Source organism: Pseudomonas sp. PAMC25584 (assembly GCF_058135675.1).
In genome coordinates, this window is record NZ_CM176870.1 from 1,991,237 (window position 1) to 2,009,392 (window position 18,156).

Consider the following 18,156-nt stretch of genomic DNA (forward strand, 5'->3'; position numbering starts at 1 on the left):
ACGCGTCATGAACGATCCGAAAGCAGCCCCCAAGTACGAGTCCATTGTCCTGCGCATCCTGTGGATGCTGGTGTTTGCCCTGGTGTGGCAAGTGGCGCAGTTCCTGCTCGGTGCGCTGGTGGTGGTGCAACTGATTTACCGGCTGGTCTACGGCGCGCCGAACCTGGGCCTGATGAATGTTGGCGACAGCCTGAGCCAGTTCCTCGCGCAGATCGGCCGCTTCGGCAGCTTTCACACTGAGCAAAAGCCTTGGCCATTCGCTGACTGGCCGACGCCGCGTGCGCCGGAAGGCGAAGCCGCCCACAGCGTGCCGCCGGCACCGCACCCGGTACGTGATGAAGAGCCAAAACTGTGAAACTGTGGATTTTGCGTCACGGCGAAGCTGAAGCGCACGCCCGCACCGATGCTGAGCGCAAGCTGACCGAGCAGGGCCGGGCCGAAGTCTTGCGCAGCGCGGCGCACCTGATCGGCCAGCCCATCAGTGCGATCATTGCCAGCCCGTATGTACGGGCGCAGCAGACCGCGCACCTGGTGCGTGAGGCGTTGGGCTTCGCGCCGGACATCCGCACCGTGCCCTGGCTGACGCCGGACTGCAATTCGCAGCAGGCGCTGGAGAAACTCGACACTGATGACAATGTGCTGCTGGTCAGCCATCAGCCGCTGGTCGGCAGCCTGATCAGCTTTTTGCAGCATGGCCATCAACGTCAGCCGTCGCCGATGTACACCGCCAGCCTGGCAGAGTTGGAGGGGGAGTTCCCGCTGGCGGGGCTGATGAGCCTGGTCGGCGTGAAGCATCCGTAGGCACTTTCGCTGTTTTGTGTGTGCTATATAGTCAGCCGAGCAAGTGCTTGGTTGGCTATCATCGGATCACAAAGGAGCGCGTCCCATGCCCGTCGCTTTTCGTTTGCCGTTGCAGGTCTTCTTCGAACGTGAAGCGCGGCATCCGCGCAAACCCTTCCTGGTGCAGCCCGTCGGCGGCGGCGAGGTGCAGACCCTGAGCTGGGGCGAGGTCGGCCACCAGGCCCGTTGCGCCGCCCATTGGCTGCGCGCCAGGGAGCTGCCCCAGGGTTCGCACATTGCCCTGATCTCGAAAAACTGCGCGCACTGGATCATTGCCGACCTGGCCATCTGGATGGCCGGGCATGTCTCGGTGCCGCTCTATCCCAACCTCACTGCCGATTCCATCGCCCATGTGCTGAAGCACTCCGAGGCGGTGCTGGTATTGATCGGCAAGCTCGATGACTGGCCCGCCATGGCGCCCGGGGTTCCAGCCGACGTGCCAACCATCAGCCTGCCGCTGTGCCCGGCGGGCGACTTTGATTTCAGGTGGGCCGACCTGCAAGCCTACTCACCGATCCCGGATGAGCCGCTACCTGCCGCTTCGGACCTGGCCACCATCATCTACACCTCCGGCACCACCGGTCTGCCCAAAGGCGTGATGCACAGCTTCGATGCCTTGGGCTTTGCCGCCACGCGAGGCACCGAATTGTTCGGCCTGGGGGAGGGTGACCGGCTGCTGTCATACCTGCCCTTGTGCCATGTGGCGGAACGGATGTTTGTGGAGATGGCTGCGATCTATACCGGGCAAACCGTGTATTTCGCCGAAAGCCTCGAGACTTTTCTGACAGACCTGCGTCGGGCGCGGCCGACGGCGCTGTTCGGGGTGCCGCGTATCTGGACCAAATTCCAGATGGGCGTCTACAGCAAGATCCCGGCAACGCGCCTGGACCGCCTGTTGCGGCTGCCCTTCATCGGCAAGCGCGTGGGCCGCAAGGTGCTCGCCGGTCTGGGCCTGGACGCGGTACGCATTGCGCTGTCCGGCGCGGCGCCGGTGCCTGAAGCCTTGCTGCGCTGGTATCAGCGTCTGGGGCTGGATGTGCTGGAGGTGTATGGCATGACCGAGAGTTGCGGCTATTCCCATGTGTGTCGTCCCGGCCAGCAGGTGATCGGCTGGATCGGCCTGCCGTGTCCGGGCGTTGAAGTGCGGATCGACCCGCAGGGCGAAGTGCAGGTGCGCAGTGGCGCGACCATGCTCGGCTACTTCAAGGACCCGGAAAAAACCGCCGAAGCCCTCACCCCCGACGGCTTCCTGCGCACCGGCGACAAGGGCGAGCAGGACGCCGAGGGCCGGCTGCGCCTGACCGGTCGCCTCAAGGAAATCTTCAAGACCAGCAAGGGCAAGTACGTGGCCCCGGCGCCGATTGAAAACCGCCTGGCCGAACATGCGCGGATCGAACAGGTGTGTGTGGTCGGCGACGGCCTGCCCGCGCCGATGGGCCTGTGCGTGCTGTCGGTGGTGGGGCCGGCGGATGTGCGCCAGGCTTTGCACAGCAGCCTTGAGCGCTGGCTGGAACAGGTCAACGCGGCGCTGGACAAGCATGAGCGCCTGCGTCAATTGGTGGTGGTGAAAGACAGTTGGGCGGTGGAGAACGGCTTTCTGACGCCGACCTTGAAGATCAAGCGCAACGTGATCGAATCGACCTATGGCCCCCTGTTTCAGGCGTGGAGCGAGCGCACCGAAGTCATTCTGTGGCAGGATTAGGGCCATCATAAAACCAATAGGACAACGGTATGAGCCTGTGGCGCACCCAACCCGATATCGAGCAACTCAATGCCCAGCAGAAAAACACCATCGGTGAGCTGCTGGATATTCGCTTCGAAAGTTTCGACGAAGAGTCCCTGACCGCCAGCATGGTCGTCGATCACCGTACCCATCAGCCCTACGGCCTGCTGCACGGCGGCGCGTCGGTAGTCCTGGCCGAAAGCGTTGGCTCAGTGGCGGCCTACCTGTGCATCGATACGAGTAAGTTCTATTGCGTCGGCCTGGAGGTCAACGCCAACCACTTGCGCGGGGTGCGCAGCGGGCGGGTGACGGCGGTGGCCAAGGCGATTCATATCGGCCGCACCACCCAAGTGTGGGACATCCGCCTGACCAATGATGATGGCAAGTCCAGCTGCGTCTCGCGCCTGACCATGGCTGTGGTGCCCCTGGGCGAGAACCCGCCGGCGCGATAGGCGTGGCGTGAGTGTCATCATTCCTGGCGGTTACGGTCATTGCTGTAACGGCCGGGCGTGGTGACAATCAGTGTCTGTTTTTATAGATGGAACCGGTATGTCGCAGCACGTGTTTTTTGCCCACGCCAATGGCTTCCCTTCGGCCACCTACGGCAAGCTGTTTGCCGGCCTGGCCCCGGAATATGCAGTCGCGCACCTGCCGCAGCACGGCCACGACCCGAGGTTTCCGGTGGACGATAACTGGCAGAACCTGGTGGACGAACTGATCCACCATCTGGAGCAGCAGCCCGAGCCGGTGTGGGGCGTGGGCCATTCCCTCGGCGGCGTATTGCATTTGCATGCGGCCATGCGTTGCCCGCAGTTGTATCGCGGCGTGGTGATGCTCGACTCACCGGTGCTGACCCGGGCCGACCGCTGGGTGATTCGCGCCGCCAAGCGCTTTGGTTTTATCGACCGCCTCACCCCGGCCGGGCGCACCCTGGGCCGCCGTGAAGAGTTCGCCGACCTGGACGCCGCGCGCAGTTACTTCGCCGGCAAGACCCTGTTTCGCAGCTTCGACCCGGAATGCTTCGACGCTTACCTGCAACATGGCCTGCATCAGGTCGGCGATCGCTTGCGCCTGCGCTTCGACCCGGCCACTGAGATCAGCATCTACCGGGGCGTGCCCCACACCAGTCCAGGCCAGGTACGCCAGTTGAAAGTGCCGCTGGCGGTGGTGCGCGGACGTCAGAGCCGGGTGGTGATGCGCCACCACGCCAGCGGCGTCGGTCGCCTGCCCATGGGGGAAATGCTCACCATGCCCGGTGGGCACATGTTTCCCCTCGAACGCCCCCAGGACACCGCGACCTTGCTCAAGCAGCTGTTCGCCCGCTGGGAAGCTCGTGAGCGCAGTTGCGCATGAGTACGCCGGTCGAAGAAGTGCGCCTGAGCCTGCCGCATATCGAATTGGCCGCGCATCTGTTCGGTCCCGAAGACGGTCTGCCGGTGATCGCCCTGCATGGCTGGCTGGATAACGCCAACAGCTTCGCGCGGTTGGCGCCGAAACTGCGGGGGATGCGTATCGTCGCCCTCGACATGGCCGGCCACGGGCATTCGGCGCATCGTCCGACGGGGGCCGGTTATGCCTTGTGGGATTACGCCTACGATGTGCTGCACGTCGCTGAACAACTGGGCTGGAAACGTTTTGCATTACTTGGTCACTCCCTCGGCGCCATCGTCTCCCTGGTATTGGCCGGTGCCTTGCCGGAGCGGGTGACGCACCTGGGTTTGATCGACGGTGTGATCCCGCCGACCGCCACCGGCGAGAACGCCGCCGAGCGGCTGGGCATGGCGTTGCAGGCGCAAATGAACCTGCAGGGCAAGCGCAAGCCGGTCTACAGCAGCCTTGATCGCGCCGTCGAAGCGCGGATGAAAGGGCTGGTGGCCGTCAGCCGCGAAGCCGCTGAACTGCTGGCCCAGCGCGGTTTGATGCCAGTGCCGGGCGGTTACACCTGGCGCACGGACAGCCGCTTGACCCTGGCATCGCCGATGCGTCTGACCGACGAACAAGCCATGGCTTTCGTGCGCCGCGTAGGTTGCCCTACACAGCTGGTGGTCGCCGCTGACGGCATGCTGGCGAGGCATCCCGAGTTGCTTTCCCAGCTACCGTTTACGGTGACGACCCTGCCCGGTGGCCATCATTTGCACTTGAATGACGAGGCTGGCGCGGTCCTTGTTGCAGACTGTTTCAATCGGTTCTTCTCTGCGCCTTGACTTGACGCGGTCAACTGCCGAGGCTGGGCGGATTGAAAGGGAGTCAACCATGAACGATCTCAACACCGATCTTGAAACTGCTGCGACCTCCGATGGCCAGGGCTCAACTATCCGATGAGCGTGCGTAAAGGCTGTATCCGTGTCCTGGGCCTGTGTGTGTTCAGCCCGTTGGTGTTCGCCGCCGATGTGCCGGGTAGCCAGGACTTGTCCGCCGTGGCCCGCCAGGTCGACGCGCAAATCGTCGATTACCGCCCCGCCGAAGAAAAAGAGCGCATTTACCCCATGGGCGCGATCCGCAAGATCAGCGGCCAGTTGCGCTACGAGGCCCAGGCCACCGCACGTGGCCAGGTCACCGCCATCACCTATGAACTGCCCGCCGAGCACACATCCAGCGCTGCGTTCACCGCCACGCGTGAAGCGTTGCAGCAGCAGGGCGCGCAACTGTTGTTCTGGTGCCAGGCCCGCGACTGCGGTGAAAGCAGCCTGTGGGCCAATGAAGTGTTCGGTAACGCCAAGCTGGTCGGCGCCGATGGCCAGCAGGAATACCTGCTGCTGCGTCTGGCCGCCCCGCAGGACAATTCCCTGGTGGCGTTGTACGGCATCACCCGCGGTAATCGACGGGCTTACCTGCATGTCGAACAGATTGATGCCAGCGCACCGCTCGGGGAGCTGCTGCCGACCTCCGCCACCCTGTTGCGCGAACTCAGAAGCACCGGCGAGCTGGACTTTCCGGCATTGGGCGCGGACCCGGATGCCACCTGGTTGACCCTGATTTCCCGCGGGTTGAACCTCGACACCACCCTGCGTGTCAGCTTGACCGGACCCCATGCCGAAGCGTGGCGCCAGGCCCTGGTTGACAAGGGGGTGCGGGCCGCACGCCTGGAAACCGGCACTGAGCCAGCCAAAGGCCTGCACCTGCATCTGATACGCTGACCGTAACAGGGCGAACGGACCCGCGCCGTTCGCCTAAACTAGCTGCCTACAGCCTTATCCTAGAGAAAATCCATGCTCAATAACGATCGCCTGCTGGTGCAAATCCTGCTGCTGGTGCTGTTTGGTGCCAGCTTCTGGGTGATGGCGCCGTTCTGGTCGGCGCTGTTCTGGGGCGCGGTGCTGGCGTTTGCCAGTTGGCCGCTGATGGTGTTGCTGACCCGCTGGCTGGGCGGCCGAGAATCCCTGGCCGCCGGCATTCTGACCTTGGGCTGGATGCTGCTGGTGGCGGTGCCGCTGGTATGGCTGGGGTTCAACCTCGCGGACCATGTGCGCGATGCTGTGGCGTTGATCAAGGATATTCAGGTCGACGGTTTTCCTGCGGCGCCGGCCTGGTTGGGGTCGATTCCTTTTGTCGGAGAACGGCTGGTGGCGATGTGGGGGAGCATCGACGAGCAGGGCGCGGCGCTGATGGTCAGCCTCAAGCCGTACCTGGGGCAGATGGGTAATTGGCTGCTGGCGCGCAGCGCGCAGATCGGCGGTGGCATCCTGGAGTTGACCCTCAGCCTGGTGTTCGTGTTCTTTTTCTACCGTGACGGACCGCGCCTGGCACTGTTCGTACACCGCTTGCTGGAGCGCTTGATCGGCGAACGTGCCGGTTACTACATCGAGCTGGTGGCCGGCACCGTGCAACGGGTGGTCAATGGCGTGATCGGTACGGCGGCCGCGCAGGCCGTGCTGGCGTTGATCGGCTTCCTGATCGCCGGTGTGCCGGGCGCGCTGGTGCTGGGTATGGTCACGTTCCTGCTCAGCCTGATCCCCATGGGGCCGCCGCTGGTGTGGATTCCGGCCACGGCCTGGCTGGCGTGGAAGGGCGATTACAGCCACGCGGTGTTCCTCGGCGTGTGGGGCACGTTCATCATCAGCGGCGTGGACAACGTGCTCAAGCCGTACCTGATCAGCCGTGGCGGCAACCTGCCGCTGGTGATCGTGCTGCTCGGGGTGTTCGGCGGCTTGATCGCATTTGGTTTCATCGGCCTGTTTATCGGCCCGACCTTGCTCGCAGTGGCATACAGCCTGCTGATGGATTGGAGTGCGACCCAGGCCCAGGGCCGCCGCGAAGACAACATTCTGTAGCTGATGGGCGAAGGCCGGTGTGGGAGCGAGCAAGCCCGCTCCCACAGTGACCGGTGTTGGCCTTCTAGGCGCGGGGCAACCACATCACGGCGGTCAACCCGCCGCCTGGGGTTTCCTCCAGGCTCAAGCGCCCGCCCAGGCGCTCGACCGCGTCCTTGGCGATGGTCATGCCCAGGCCCACGCCGCCGGAGTTGCGGTTGCGCGAGCCTTCCAACCGATAGAACGGCTCGAACACCGCCTCACGCTTGTCGGCGGCAATCCCGGGACCGTGGTCGATCACACGGATGACCAGGGCCTCGCGGCCGTCTTCCAGCTCCACGCGGGCGGCGCCGGCGTAGCGCAAGGCGTTGTCGATCAGGTTATTGAGGCACGAGCGCAACGCCATCGGTTGTACCTGCAACGGCGCACTGGTGCCGGCACATTGCACATCGGCACCTTGGTCCTGGGCGTTCTCACTGATCGACTCCACCAGCGCCTGCACATCCAGCCAGTGCCGGCTTTCGCTGGTGCGTTGTTCGTGCAGGTAGCTCAAGGTGGCGTCGAGCATACCGATCATGTCGTTCAGGTCCTGGCGCATCTGGCCTTGCAGCTTGGTGTCTTCGATCTGCTCCAGGCGCAGCTTCAGGCGCGACAGCGGAGTGCGCAGGTCATGGGAGACCGCGCCGAGCATGCGCGCGCGCTGGCCGACTTGTTCGCGAATGCGTTTTTGCATCAGGTTGAAGGTCGACGCGGCCTGCTTTGCTTCACGGGGGCCGGATTCGTCGAGAGGCGGGCTGTCGAGGTCAAGGCTCAAGCGCTCGGCGGCCTCGCTCAGGCGCTGGATCGGCCGGCTCAACAATTTGGCGCCATACCAGGCGGCGATGATCAGCGAGAAAAACTGAAACGTCAGGGGCACCACCGGCCCGCCAAACCATGGGCGAGGACGTTTCTGCAGAGGTCTCAGCGTGCCGTCCGGTTGCTCGACGAAGGTGTCTTTGGTCGGCGGCGGAGGCGGGTCGTAGTGGTGGAACCAGAAAAACGCCAACGCATGGGCCAGTACAATCGCCACTAGCAACACACCGAACAGCCGCCCGAACAGCGTGTTGAAGGCATTGCGCATCAGCCGATATCCCGTGCGTCGAACAGATAGCCTTCACCGCGCACGGTCTTGATCAACTGCGGTGCTTTCGGGTCATCGCCCAGTTTTTGGCGCAGCCGCGAGACCAGCAGATCAATGCTGCGATCGAAGGCCTCGATGGAACGACCACGGGCAGCATCCAGCAACTGCTCGCGGCTCAATACCCGGCGCGGCCGCTCGATAAACACCCACAGCAGGCGGAACTCGGCGTTGGACAGCGGCACTACCAGGCCGTCGTCGGCCACCAGTTGGCGCAACACGCTGTTGAGCCGCCAGTTATCGAAGCGGATATTGGCGCGCTGCTCGGTGCGGTCGTCACGCACCCGGCGCAGGATAGTCTGGATGCGCGCCACCAATTCACGCGGCTCGAACGGCTTGGACATGTAGTCGTCGGCGCCCAGTTCCAGGCCGATGATGCGGTCGGTGGGCTCGCAGCGGGCGGTGAGCATCAGGATCGGGATGTCCGACTCGGCGCGCAGCCAGCGGCACAGCGTCAGGCCGTCTTCGCCCGGCAGCATCAGGTCGAGCACCACCACATCAAAGGTTTCGGCTTGCATCGCCACGCGCATCGCGGCGCCGTCGGTGACGCCGGTGGCGAGAATATTGAAGCGTGCCAGGTAGTCGATCAGCAGTTCGCGGATCGGCACATCGTCGTCGACAATCAGCGCGCGGGTGTTCCAGCGCTTTTCATCGGCGCTCACCGCGCCTTTTTGCTCGTCGTTCAGCGGGACGGAAGGGGTATGCATAGTGCGATCATCTGCCTGGTGGTGGCGGTCAGCATAGGCGCCCAGCCACATGGCTGGAAGTGCTGGTCGTTGGGTCGTGCGGGCGAGGCTAGCGGTAGGGCGTGTTGAGGGCATGTCGTGAATGTATCTGTTTTGATACAAATGCCCGAAATGTCCGCTTGGGCGCGCTTGGTCAGTATTTACCGATCATCGGATCCCGCAACGGCGTCGCTTGCGCTACAATCCGCGCCGATTTCGACTTGCCTGAGAGCCCATTCCAATGTCCGTCTGCCAGACTCCTATCATCGTCGCCCTGGATTACCCCACCCGTGACGCCGCACTGAAGCTGGCTGACCAGTTGGACCCGAAGCTGTGCCGGGTCAAGGTCGGCAAGGAACTGTTCACCAGTTGCGCCGCTGACATCGTCGGCACCCTGCGTGACAAAGGCTTCGAGGTGTTCCTCGACCTGAAATTCCACGACATCCCCAACACCACCGCGATGGCGGTCAAGGCCGCCGCCGAGATGGGCGTGTGGATGGTTAACGTACACTGCTCCGGCGGCCTGCGCATGATGACCGCCTGCCGTGAAGTGCTGGAACAGCGCAGCGGCCCTAAACCCTTGCTGATCGGTGTGACCGTGCTGACCAGTATGGAACGCGAGGACCTGGCAGCGATCGGCCTGGATATCGAACCTCAGGAGCAAGTGCTGCGCCTGGCGGCCCTGGCGCAGAAAGCCGGCCTCGACGGCCTGGTCTGCTCGGCGCTGGAAGCCCGGGCCCTCAAGACCGCCCACCCGTCGCTGCAATTGGTCACCCCGGGGATTCGTCCGGCGGGCAGCGCCCAGGATGACCAGCGCCGTATCCTCACGCCGCGTCAGGCGCTGGACGCGGGCTCGGACTACTTGGTGATCGGTCGCCCGATCAGCCAGGCGGCCGATCCAGCCAAAGCGTTGGCCGCAGTTGTCGCCGAGATCGCCTGATCGATCACCGATCAATAATGTGGGAGGGGGCTTGCTCCCACATTTACATCTGCTGTGTATCAGCTGACTTTCAGCACCAGCTTGCCGAAGTTCTCCCCGTTGAACAGTTTCATCAACGTCTCCGGGAACGTCTCCAGCCCCTCCACGATATCTTCCTTGCTCTTGAGCTTGCCCTGCGCCATCCAGCCGGCCATTTCCTGCCCGGCGGCGGCAAAGTTCGCCGCGTGATCCATCACCACGAAGCCTTCCATGCGTGCGCGATTGACCAGCAATGACAGGTAGTTGGCCGGGCCTTTTACGGCTTCCTTGTTGTTGTACTGGCTGATCGCGCCGCAGATCACCACGCGGGCTTTCAACGCCAGGCGGCTGAGCACTGCGTCGAGAATGTCGCCGCCGACGTTATCAAAATACACATCCACGCCCTTAGGGCACTCGCGCTTGAGCGCGGCCGGCAGGTCTTCGTGCTTGTAATCGATGGCGGCGTCGAAGCCCAGCTCATCGACCAGGAACTTGCACTTGTCGGCGCCACCGGCAATGCCCACCACACGGCAGCCTTTGATCTTGGCGATCTGTCCGGCAATGCTGCCCACCGCCCCCGCTGCGCCGGAGATCACCACAGTTTCACCGGCTTTCGGTGCGCCGGTGTCGAGCAGCGCGAAATAGGCGGTCATGCCGGTCATGCCCAGCGCCGACAGGTAGCGCGGCAGGGGCGCAAGCGTGGGGTCGACCTTGTAGAAACCCCGCGGCTCGCCGAGGAAGTAATCCTGCACCCCAAGGGCGCCGTTCACGTAGTCCCCGACCGCGAATTTCGGGGTGTTCGAGGCGATCACTTTGCCCACGCCCAGCGCCCGCATCACTTCGCCGATGCCGACCGGCGGAATGTAGGATTTGCCCTCATTCATCCAGCCGCGCATCGCCGGGTCGAGGGACAGGTATTCGTTGCGCACCAGCACCTGGCCGTCCTGTGGGGTGCCCAGCGGCACTTCCTGGTAGGTGAAGGTCTCCCGCGTGGCCGCGCCGACCGGGCGTTTGGCAAGCAGGAACTGACGGTTGGTCTGGGCAGTCATGGCAAGGACTCTTGAGAAATGAAGCCTGATTGATAGACCCATACTGGCTTGCGGGCAAGGTCGGCCGAGGGCTGCGAATGCTCGTCGATAGGCCTCGATGATAGTGACGCAGGCGGTCTTATCATTGTGATTCATGCAGCGCTAACCGGCCTTCTGATAGTGCTGACGCGCGCGTCCCGGGGTTGGCTAGACTCGCGCCACGGCTATTTCTCCCATAGGACATCCCCATGAGCATGACGTTTTCCGGCCAGGTCGCCCTGGTCACCGGCGCCGCCGCCGGTATTGGCCGCGCCACTGCGCTGGCGTTTGCTGCCGAAGGTTTGAAGGTAGTGGTTGCCGACCTCGACGTGGCGGGCGGCGAAGGCACTGTCGCGCTGATCCGCGAGGCCGGTGGCGATGCGCAGTTCGTGCGCTGCAACGTCACGCTGGAAGCCGACGTGCAGCAATTGATGGCGCAGACCATTGCCGCATATGGCCGCCTGGACTACGCCTTTAACAACGCCGGGATCGAGATCGAGAAAGGCAAGCTGGCGGACGGCACCCTCGATGAGTTCGACGCCATCATGGGCGTCAACGTCAAGGGCGTGTGGTTGTGCATGAAGTACCAATTGCCGTTGCTGCTGGCCCAGGGCGGCGGAGCGATCGTCAACACCGCGTCGGTGGCGGGGCTGGGCGCCGCGCCAAAGATGAGCATCTACGCCGCGTCCAAACACGCCGTGATCGGCTTGACCAAATCGGCGGCCATCGAATATGCGAAAAAGAAAATCCGCGTCAACGCGGTATGCCCGGCAGTGATCGATACCGACATGTTCCGCCGTGCCTATGAAGCTGACCCGCGCAAAGCCGAATTTGCCGCCGCCATGCACCCGGTCGGGCGCATTGGCAAGGTTGAGGAAATCGCCAGTGCCGTGTTGTACCTGTGCAGCGACGGTGCGGCCTTCACCACCGGCCAGGCTCTGGCGGTGGACGGCGGCGCCACCGCGATCTAGGACTCCAAGCCGCACCGCTCTCGAAAAAGTTTGAGGTGCTGTGGGGCGTTTCCATAGCTGGCAAAACGCCGTGATCCAATGTGTATCAGGAGGTAAATAAGTCAATAAAATCAATACTTTAGTAACTGTTGGTGGCCTGTTTTGGCGGGCTTCTGTGCTTAACTGTTTTGGGTTGAATAACAGATAGTTAAGTGAGTGGCTCATGGATTTAGGGATCGATCGACAAGCCCTTGTACCGGTGGTGCAGCAAATCGTCAGCGCGGTGGCGGAATGGATTCGCAAGAGCGGGGTCAGCCCCGGCACACGCTTGCCGTCCATCCGCCAACTGGCCCTCGACAACCTGCTCAGCCAGTCCAGCGTGATCGAGGCATTCGAGCGCATGGAGGCCCAAGGCCTGCTGACCTCGAAGCAGGGCTCTGGGTTTATGGTGGCGCAGCCGCCGGTGGCTCAGGAACGCCACTGGTATGAAGGCGCGGAGCGAGAGTGGGGCGCTTTTACCGACAGCCCGTTGGGCGAGTTGAAATTGGGCTGCGGCTGGTTACCGGACGCCTGGCGCGAAAGCGATGACATCAGCTACGCGATCCGCGAAGTCAGCCGCACCGATACCGGGGGCCTGTTCAACTACAGCACGCCACTGGGGCTGCCGGCGCTGCGCGAGCAATTGCTCAAGCGCCTGACCCGAATTCACGTGGTCACCAGCCTCGACCGCATCCTCACCACCCATGGCGCCAGCCACGCTCAGGACCTGTTGATCCGCACGTTGCTCAAGGCCGGCGACACCGTGGTCGTAGAAACCCCCGGTTATGGCAACCTGTTTCGTCAGTTGGCCTTCCACGGCGTCACGCTGCTGGAAGTACCGCGCACCCAGGGCGGCCCGGACATCCCGGCGCTGGAAGCCCTGCTGCGCCGTCATCGTCCCAAGTGCCTGTTTATCAATAGCCTGTATCACAACCCCACCGGCACCAGCCTGTGCCGCAAGGTGGCCGAGCGTTTACTGGAGCTGGCGCACAGCGAAGACTTTCTGATTATCGAAGAAGATGTCTACGCCGACCTCCAACACGCCAGTTGCACGCGACTGTCGGCGCTGCCCCATGAAGATCGGGTGATCTATGTCTCGAGTTTCTCCAAGACCCTCAGCAGTGCCTTGCGCGTCGGCTACCTCAGCGCCAGTTCGCCGATCATTGCGCAATTGGTACACCTCAAGACCCTCACCGGCATCGGCACCTCGCGTTTTGCCGAAGCGGTGATGGCCACGTTGCTGGCCAACGGCACCTATCGCAAATGGGTGCAGCGCCTGCGCAAACGCCTGAACACGCAAATGGCCGCGACCTTGCAGGTATTGGAGGATGAGGAATGGCAGGTGTTCGCCGTGCCCGCCGGCGGCATGTTTGTCTGGGCGCGGCCCTGCGTGGGCGACCGTTCGCGGTTGCAGGCGTATGCACGGCAACTGGGTGTGCTGATGTCACCGGGGGCGCTGTTCAGCCCTACGGGTGAACACAGCGAGTGGCAGCGCATCAATGTGGCCTATGCTGCTGATCAGCGGGCCCTGGCGTTGTTCCGCGCTACGGGGCCTGCCAGATCGACCTCGACCATTCTGAAAACGACGAACGTGTAGCTTTTTGCCATTATTGTGGCGCCAACGACTTGTGTTCAGTGCCTCGTGGTTGCGAATCTCGCTGCTGGGAAACCGGGCTTGATGGCATCCGCCATTGCAAGAGGATTCAAGCGCATGATTTCGGCCGTGCAACGACGTTTCGCCAACCTCGGTATGGCGAAAAAACTGGGTTTGGGCTTCAGTCTGGTGCTGCTGTTGACTGCGTTGGTGGCAGCCATTGGCGTGTGGTCCCTGCAAACCGTTGGCCTGCGTTTCGAGGGCCTCAAGAGCATGTCTGCGCTCAACAGCGGGCTGCTCAAGGTGCGTTTGATCGAGCAGGACTACGCGCTGCACGCCGACCCCAAGTCCGTCGACGCCCTGCATGAACGTGTCGACGCCTTGGCTGCCCTGGCCGGCAGCCTCAAGGCCGGGTCTGCGGCCAACGTGCCGCTGATGACCGAGGTCGAGCAGGCCTTGGCCGCCTACCGCAAGGCGTTCGATGAGTTCGTCGAGCTGACCCAGACCAAGGACCTGGCGCTGGAAATGGCCAGTTGGTCGGTGTCCAGCGTGGCCAATAACCTCGATGTGTTGCAGGCCGGCCTGGCCGACGATGGCGCCTATGGCCTAAAGGAAAGCCAGGGCAAGGAGGGCGCCGAGTTTATCGAGCAGGCGGGGCAGGTCAGTCAGGTTTCACGGTTGATGCTGCAAGCCATGAACGAAGCTCATGTGCGCCTTGATCAGAGCCGCAAAGGCGAGGAAGACAGCGCCGAACAGGGCAAGATCGAACAGGCCGAGCAGGCGCTGGCCCAAGTTGAGCTACTGAAAACCTCGGTCAAGGACTCCGGTTACCAGACGGTGCTCAATGAGGTCGCCGGGCATATCGCCGCGTTCAGCGAAAAACTCGGCGAATACACCGGCCTGCTGGCCCAGGAAAAAGTGGTCTACAAACAATTGCATGATCGCGCCGACCAAGTCGTCAGCCGGGTCGACCAGGCGTATGCCGCTGAAGACCAGTCGATGCAAGCGCAACTGAAGAAAAGCGCGCTGCTGATCATCGGCTCGTCAGCCCTGGCGCTGTTGATGGGGTTGATTGCAGCGTGGGTGATTACCCGGTTGATCGTCGCGCCGCTGCGCCGTGTGATCGCGGTGGCCCAGCAGATTGCGGCCGGCGACTTGAGCGGGCGCATGGAAGTCAGCCGCCGCGATGAAATCGGCCAGTTGATGCTGGCGATGCAACAGATGGGCAGCGGTTTGAGCCAAATGGTCAGCGGGCTGCAAGCGGGTATCGAGCAATTGGCCAGTTCGGCCCATTCGCTGTCCAGCGTCACCGAGCAGACCAACATCGAGGTCAGCAGCCAGAAGGAAGAAACCGAACAGGTTGCCACGGCGATGAACCAGATGACCGCCACGGTCCATGATGTGGCGCGCAACGCCGAAGAGGCTGCACAAGCGGCGCAGACTGCCGATGACAAAGTCGACAGCGGCCAGCAGGTGGTGCGCCAGAGTTTGCAGCGCATCGAATTGCTGGCCACCTCCAGTACCCGCGCCAGTGCCAGCATCGAAAGCCTCAGCGTCGAAATCCAGAATATCGGCAGCGTGTTGAGCGTAATCAAAAGCGTGGCCGAACAGACCAACCTGCTGGCACTCAACGCGGCCATCGAGGCCGCGCGCGCCGGTGAGCAAGGCCGTGGTTTTGCGGTGGTGGCCGATGAAGTGCGGGCCCTGGCCAAGCGCACCCAGCAATCGACCGAGGAAATCGAACGCCTGGTCGGCGCCTTGCGCAGCGCGGCGCAATCGTCGGTGCAGCAGATCCAGCAGAGCGGCGAGTTGGTGAAGCTGGCCGTCAGTGATGCGCTGGAAACCGAAAGCGCCCTGGGCAGCATTGCGGCCGCGGTGTCATTGATCCAACAAATGAATCAGCAGATTGCGGCGGCGGCCGAGCAGCAGAGTTCGGTGGCCGAAGAAATCAACCGCAGCGTCACCAGCATTCGGGCGAGTGCCGATCAATCGGCGTTGAGCATGCAAGGCAATGCCGCGTCGAGTATTGAACTGGCGCAGTTGGGCACGGAACTCAAGGGCATGGTGGGGCACTTCCGCCTTTGATCGCCGCTGGCAGGCCGCGATCAAAGGGCTGGCGGGCGATCAGGCATGGTTGGCGAGGAAGGTCAGCAGCGCTTCATTGACGAAGTCCGGGTTCTCGCGACTGGAGATATGCCCGGCGTCGGGAATCAGGCTCAGGCTGCAGCCGATCAGGCTGGCCATCTGCTCGGACTCGGCGGGCGGGCGCGGTGTGTCCTGTTCGCCGCACAGCACCAGGGTGGTGTCGGCGTCCAGGCGTGACAACTGCTCCAATACATCTTCACGGCTGAAGATCAGCCGGCCCAGGGGCACGATGCTGTCTAGCAGGCGCGCCGCGGGGTAGTCCTGCAAGACCTTGCGGAAATTTTGGTACAGCGCCGATTCGCGGTCGATGCCCGGGCGGAAAAAGATCGGCGCGACCACATCCAGCAGCGGCTCCGGGATAGCGCCGGCGTCTTCAATCATCTTGAACAGCGAGAAGTAGTGCTGGCGCGTGGCCTCGGGTTCGGCGCCGAGGTAGGTGTCCATCAGCACCAGGCTGTTGACCCGCTCGGGTGCCCGCAGGGCCAGGCGCGCGCTCCACATGCCGCCGACCGACAAGCCCACCAGGTTGACCCGGGTAATGTGCAACTGGTCGAGCAGTGCCAGGGCCTGGCGCGCCAGGTCGTCCGGGGATCGCGTGTGTGTCGGCAGCGGCCCGGACTCGCCATGGCCCCAGAGCTCGGGGACGATCACACGATACTGGTGCGACAGCGCTTCGATCTGCGGTGCCCACATGTCTCGGTCCCACAGGTAACTCGAACCCAGCAGGACGACCGGGCCGCAGCCCTGGTCAACATAGTGCAACGGTTGTCCATCAATCACGGCGACAGGCATAACAGGCCTCCAACTTCACGAAGTGAGGGACACTTTTGTACGCGAGTCGACGGCCAGCGGATAGGTACTAAATGATGGCATGTGGCGAGGGAGGGCTCGCCACATGGGGAGGGAGGGTCAGTCGTAGATGACTTTTTTCTTCCACTCGGCGTCGGTTTCGGCGACTTTCAGGCCTTCGGTCAGTTCGTTGACTTCGTCTTCCGCAGGCTTGCTGTTGGTCAGCACCGTAGAGTTAGCGCGCACCAATTGACTCTCCAGCAGTTGCAGTTGCTCTCTGTAGAGCGCGGGCTCGGGCTGCTTGCGCAAGTACTGCACGCCGCGCTCGAAGGCCAGGCGCGCCTGGCCAGGCTGGTTCTGTTGCAGGGCATGCTGGCCGAGGTTGTTGAAGAACTCGATGTGCAGCAGTACCAGGATGTGGCGAATTTCCCTGATCCAGTGCTTGGCTTCATTGGTCGGTAGGAAACCGTCCTGGGCGGCGCGCGTGACTTGGCCGTGCAGGGCTTCGAGCAGGAACCGCACGTCCTTGGCCTTGGCTTCGGTCTGGATCGGGCCGGGCGGGTTGTTGATCGGGATCGATTCGCCTTGGGCCACCAGCGCATTCAGTTCGGCGATCCGCGCCTTGAGCGGTGCGCTGGTCTTGTTGAGGTGCAACAAGCGTTGGTTGACGTTGAGCTCCAGGCGGGTCAGCAGCAGCTTGAGCGCTGGGGTCATCAACTGGCCAGGGAAGGTCTCGGTGATCTCACCACAGCGACGCAGCCGGTCATTAAGCTCAATCACGGCGCGCTGCTTTTCCAGTTTGTTGTTTTCCACCGCGTGGTTCATGTAGCCAATGGCGATCAGTATTACGATCCCGGCTATTACCAGCAGGGTGATCATGAGTGGTGTCACCGGTGTGACCTCTTTATAGGGTTTGCTGTGGAGTGTAGTGACTGGGACATCTGTCGGATAGGACTGTTCGACCAGTTGCCCAGGTAGTTTCTTCTATATACGTAAGCATTCCCTGCGTAGATGCACAATGCCATCAGTTGCTGGATGAACTATAGCGTCTTGTCGGGCGCCAGAATATAGGCGTCAAGGCGCGGACATGCAGAATGCCCGCAAGGGCCGGAAAACGGGGGCGAAGTCATTGATTTAAATAAATTTATCCTTGGGGGTTGACGACCTTTCAATCCATCCATAGAATGCGCGCCACTTACAGCGTAAAGCACACAGCGAAACGCGGTAGGGAGTGAATGTTGTACGTGTGTCCCCTTCGTCTAGTGGCCTAGGACACCGCCCTTTCACGGCGGTAACAGGGGTTCGAGTCCCCTAGGGGACGCCAATGCGGGAATAGCTCAGTTGGTAGAGCACGACCTTGCCAAGGTCGGGGTCGCGAGTTCGAGTCTCGTTTCCCGCTCCATTTTTAAGCAGTGTTGCCCTCGGGCGGCATTGAGTGAAACCAGGACCAAGTCTTCGGACAAGGCCCCTGGGCACTGAAATACACACCATGTGTTTCAGTAGCGTGTCCCCTTCGTCTAGTGGCCTAGGACACCGCCCTTTCACGGCGGTAACAGGGGTTCGAGTCCCCTAGGGGACGCCATTTGCGGGAATAGCTCAGTTGGTAGAGCACGACCTTGCCAAGGTCGGGGTCGCGAGTTCGAGTCTCGTTTCCCGCTCCAATTTTTGATTCGCAGTGTCCATTGGGACTGGGGGTCAGCGAAAAAAAGACGCTTCGGCGTCTTTTTTCGTTTCTGCGATAAATATTGCGTCTCGGTGCGAGCCAGTGCGCCTGATGCTTGCTTGATCTTCTCGGGCTATCCGGCGCGCCTCAACGACGCCGCCCCAAAAAACAATGCCCTCCATAAAGGAGGGCATCGGTTTGAGGCTGGCTGCACAACCCTATCAACTAGCGTCCAT

Annotated in this window: 17 protein-coding genes, 4 tRNA genes and 1 pseudogene; 17 read left to right on the top strand and 5 right to left on the bottom strand. The window is 62.5% G+C overall.

What is annotated here, in order from left to right; translation table 11 throughout:
- The first annotated feature begins 7 nt into the window (after positions 1 to 7).
- The 8 genes from ACS5Q8_RS09285 (at position 8) to ACS5Q8_RS09320 (ending at position 6,834) form a co-directional block, all read left to right on the top strand.
- On the top strand, positions 8 to 355 hold the full coding sequence (locus ACS5Q8_RS09285) for a DUF4389 domain-containing protein (RefSeq protein ID WP_276197249.1): 348 nt from the start codon (positions 8 to 10) through the stop codon (positions 353 to 355).
- Positions 352 to 801 carry a phosphohistidine phosphatase SixA gene (gene sixA / locus ACS5Q8_RS09290; RefSeq protein ID WP_465160092.1) on the top strand — a complete coding sequence of 150 codons (450 nt, stop codon included), beginning with the start codon at positions 352 to 354 and terminating at the stop codon, positions 799 to 801. Before ACS5Q8_RS09285 ends, sixA begins: the two co-directional genes overlap by 4 nt.
- Positions 802 to 886: 85 nt before the next feature.
- Positions 887 to 2,542 (top strand): AMP-binding protein, encoded by a 1,656-nt coding sequence (locus ACS5Q8_RS09295; RefSeq protein WP_443694745.1) that lies wholly within the window; start codon positions 887 to 889, stop codon positions 2,540 to 2,542.
- A 29-nt stretch (positions 2,543 to 2,571) separates the two neighbouring features.
- Positions 2,572 to 3,015, top strand: coding sequence for a hotdog fold thioesterase (locus ACS5Q8_RS09300; protein WP_247408308.1), 444 nt, complete (start codon positions 2,572 to 2,574; stop codon positions 3,013 to 3,015).
- Between the two features lie 97 nt (positions 3,016 to 3,112).
- Positions 3,113 to 3,916, top strand: coding sequence for an alpha/beta fold hydrolase (locus tag ACS5Q8_RS09305; protein WP_276197252.1), 804 nt, complete (start codon positions 3,113 to 3,115; stop codon positions 3,914 to 3,916).
- Complete coding sequence (locus tag ACS5Q8_RS09310) at positions 3,913 to 4,767, top strand: alpha/beta hydrolase (RefSeq protein ID WP_465160093.1); 855 nt, start codon at positions 3,913 to 3,915, stop codon at positions 4,765 to 4,767. The genes ACS5Q8_RS09305 and ACS5Q8_RS09310 overlap by 4 nt, the downstream gene beginning before the upstream one ends.
- Positions 4,768 to 4,881: 114 nt before the next feature.
- Entirely contained in the window at positions 4,882 to 5,700 is an 819-nt protein-coding gene (locus tag ACS5Q8_RS09315) for a DUF4892 domain-containing protein (protein ID WP_465160094.1), read from the top strand.
- 72 nt (positions 5,701 to 5,772) lie between these two features.
- The gene (locus ACS5Q8_RS09320; protein ID WP_276197255.1) at positions 5,773 to 6,834 is read left to right on the top strand and encodes an AI-2E family transporter; all 1,062 of its coding nucleotides are present in this window, start codon (positions 5,773 to 5,775) and stop codon (positions 6,832 to 6,834) included.
- A 64-nt stretch (positions 6,835 to 6,898) separates the two neighbouring features.
- On the opposite strand, the gene ACS5Q8_RS09325 is transcribed toward ACS5Q8_RS09320, so the two are convergent.
- Positions 6,899 to 7,933 (bottom strand): sensor histidine kinase, encoded by a 1,035-nt coding sequence (locus ACS5Q8_RS09325; protein WP_276197256.1) that lies wholly within the window; start codon positions 7,931 to 7,933, stop codon positions 6,899 to 6,901.
- Entirely contained in the window at positions 7,933 to 8,697 is a 765-nt protein-coding gene (locus tag ACS5Q8_RS09330; RefSeq protein WP_276197257.1) for a response regulator, read from the bottom strand. The genes ACS5Q8_RS09325 and ACS5Q8_RS09330 overlap by 1 nt, the downstream gene beginning before the upstream one ends.
- Before the next feature lie 259 nt (positions 8,698 to 8,956).
- On the opposite strand from ACS5Q8_RS09330, the gene pyrF reads away from it, so the two are divergent.
- Positions 8,957 to 9,655 (top strand): orotidine-5'-phosphate decarboxylase, encoded by a 699-nt coding sequence (gene pyrF, locus ACS5Q8_RS09335; RefSeq protein ID WP_253394462.1) that lies wholly within the window; start codon positions 8,957 to 8,959, stop codon positions 9,653 to 9,655.
- 59 nt (positions 9,656 to 9,714) lie between these two features.
- Here the strand turns inward: pyrF and ACS5Q8_RS09340 are convergent, their stop codons facing one another.
- On the bottom strand, positions 9,715 to 10,722 hold the full coding sequence (locus ACS5Q8_RS09340; protein ID WP_276197258.1) for an NADP-dependent oxidoreductase: 1,008 nt from the start codon (positions 10,720 to 10,722) through the stop codon (positions 9,715 to 9,717).
- 227 nt (positions 10,723 to 10,949) lie between these two features.
- Between ACS5Q8_RS09340 and ACS5Q8_RS09345 the strand changes: the two genes are divergently transcribed.
- From ACS5Q8_RS09345 to ACS5Q8_RS09360, 4 genes and pseudogenes are all read left to right on the top strand, one after another.
- Positions 10,950 to 11,711 (top strand): SDR family oxidoreductase, encoded by a 762-nt coding sequence (locus tag ACS5Q8_RS09345; RefSeq protein ID WP_465160095.1) that lies wholly within the window; start codon positions 10,950 to 10,952, stop codon positions 11,709 to 11,711.
- Positions 11,712 to 11,913: 202 nt separating this feature from the next.
- Entirely contained in the window at positions 11,914 to 13,326 is a 1,413-nt protein-coding gene (locus ACS5Q8_RS09350) for an aminotransferase-like domain-containing protein (protein WP_247405967.1), read from the top strand.
- A 1,059-nt stretch (positions 13,327 to 14,385) separates the two neighbouring features.
- Positions 14,386 to 14,547 (top strand): annotated as a pseudogene (locus tag ACS5Q8_RS09355) (HAMP domain-containing protein); the annotation flags it as partial.
- Positions 14,548 to 14,565: 18 nt separating this feature from the next.
- Complete coding sequence (locus tag ACS5Q8_RS09360; protein ID WP_426120543.1) at positions 14,566 to 15,408, top strand: methyl-accepting chemotaxis protein; 843 nt, start codon at positions 14,566 to 14,568, stop codon at positions 15,406 to 15,408.
- A 39-nt stretch (positions 15,409 to 15,447) separates the two neighbouring features.
- Here the strand turns inward: ACS5Q8_RS09360 and ACS5Q8_RS09365 are convergent, their stop codons facing one another.
- Positions 15,448 to 16,260: an alpha/beta fold hydrolase gene (locus ACS5Q8_RS09365; protein ID WP_465160096.1), complete on the bottom strand. Its 813-nt coding sequence runs from the start codon at positions 16,258 to 16,260 to the stop codon at positions 15,448 to 15,450.
- A 117-nt stretch (positions 16,261 to 16,377) separates the two neighbouring features.
- A complete protein-coding gene (locus ACS5Q8_RS09370; protein ID WP_247398767.1) occupies positions 16,378 to 17,148 on the bottom strand; it encodes a hypothetical protein in 771 nt (256 codons plus the stop codon).
- A gap of 357 nt (positions 17,149 to 17,505) precedes the next feature.
- On the opposite strand from ACS5Q8_RS09370, the gene ACS5Q8_RS09375 reads away from it, so the two are divergent.
- The 4 genes from ACS5Q8_RS09375 to ACS5Q8_RS09390 all read left to right on the top strand — a co-directional run bounded on the left by ACS5Q8_RS09375 (position 17,506) and on the right by ACS5Q8_RS09390 (position 17,918).
- Positions 17,506 to 17,581 (top strand) — tRNA-Glu (locus ACS5Q8_RS09375).
- Positions 17,582 to 17,583: 2 nt separating this feature from the next.
- A tRNA-Gly gene (locus ACS5Q8_RS09380) sits at positions 17,584 to 17,659 on the top strand.
- A 104-nt stretch (positions 17,660 to 17,763) separates the two neighbouring features.
- Positions 17,764 to 17,839, top strand: a tRNA-Glu gene (locus ACS5Q8_RS09385).
- A gap of 3 nt (positions 17,840 to 17,842) precedes the next feature.
- A tRNA-Gly gene (locus tag ACS5Q8_RS09390) sits at positions 17,843 to 17,918 on the top strand.
- The last annotated feature ends 238 nt before the right edge of the window (positions 17,919 to 18,156 follow it).

Excerpts from the sequence above, each read along its gene's own strand:
- ACS5Q8_RS09330 (WP_276197257.1), bottom strand. The coding sequence starts at position 8,697 with ATGCATACCCCTTCCGTCCCGCTGAACGACGAGCAAAAAGGCGCGGTG.
- ACS5Q8_RS09310 (WP_465160093.1), top strand. The coding sequence starts at position 3,913 with ATGAGTACGCCGGTCGAAGAAGTGCGCCTGAGCCTGCCGCATATCGAA.
- ACS5Q8_RS09345 (WP_465160095.1), top strand. The coding sequence starts at position 10,950 with ATGAGCATGACGTTTTCCGGCCAGGTCGCCCTGGTCACCGGCGCCGCC.
- ACS5Q8_RS09365 (WP_465160096.1), bottom strand. The coding sequence starts at position 16,260 with ATGCCTGTCGCCGTGATTGATGGACAACCGTTGCACTATGTTGACCAG.
- ACS5Q8_RS09305 (WP_276197252.1), top strand. The coding sequence starts at position 3,113 with ATGTCGCAGCACGTGTTTTTTGCCCACGCCAATGGCTTCCCTTCGGCC.
- ACS5Q8_RS09320 (WP_276197255.1), top strand. The coding sequence starts at position 5,773 with ATGCTCAATAACGATCGCCTGCTGGTGCAAATCCTGCTGCTGGTGCTG.
- ACS5Q8_RS09300 (WP_247408308.1), top strand. The coding sequence starts at position 2,572 with ATGAGCCTGTGGCGCACCCAACCCGATATCGAGCAACTCAATGCCCAG.
- ACS5Q8_RS09295 (WP_443694745.1), top strand. The coding sequence starts at position 887 with ATGCCCGTCGCTTTTCGTTTGCCGTTGCAGGTCTTCTTCGAACGTGAA.
- ACS5Q8_RS09315 (WP_465160094.1), top strand. The coding sequence starts at position 4,882 with ATGAGCGTGCGTAAAGGCTGTATCCGTGTCCTGGGCCTGTGTGTGTTC.
- ACS5Q8_RS09350 (WP_247405967.1), top strand. The coding sequence starts at position 11,914 with ATGGATTTAGGGATCGATCGACAAGCCCTTGTACCGGTGGTGCAGCAA.
- ACS5Q8_RS09360 (WP_426120543.1), top strand. The coding sequence starts at position 14,566 with ATGGTCAGCGGGCTGCAAGCGGGTATCGAGCAATTGGCCAGTTCGGCC.
- pyrF (WP_253394462.1), top strand. The coding sequence starts at position 8,957 with ATGTCCGTCTGCCAGACTCCTATCATCGTCGCCCTGGATTACCCCACC.
- ACS5Q8_RS09285 (WP_276197249.1), top strand. The coding sequence starts at position 8 with ATGAACGATCCGAAAGCAGCCCCCAAGTACGAGTCCATTGTCCTGCGC.
- ACS5Q8_RS09325 (WP_276197256.1), bottom strand. The coding sequence starts at position 7,933 with ATGCGCAATGCCTTCAACACGCTGTTCGGGCGGCTGTTCGGTGTGTTG.
- ACS5Q8_RS09340 (WP_276197258.1), bottom strand. The coding sequence starts at position 10,722 with ATGACTGCCCAGACCAACCGTCAGTTCCTGCTTGCCAAACGCCCGGTC.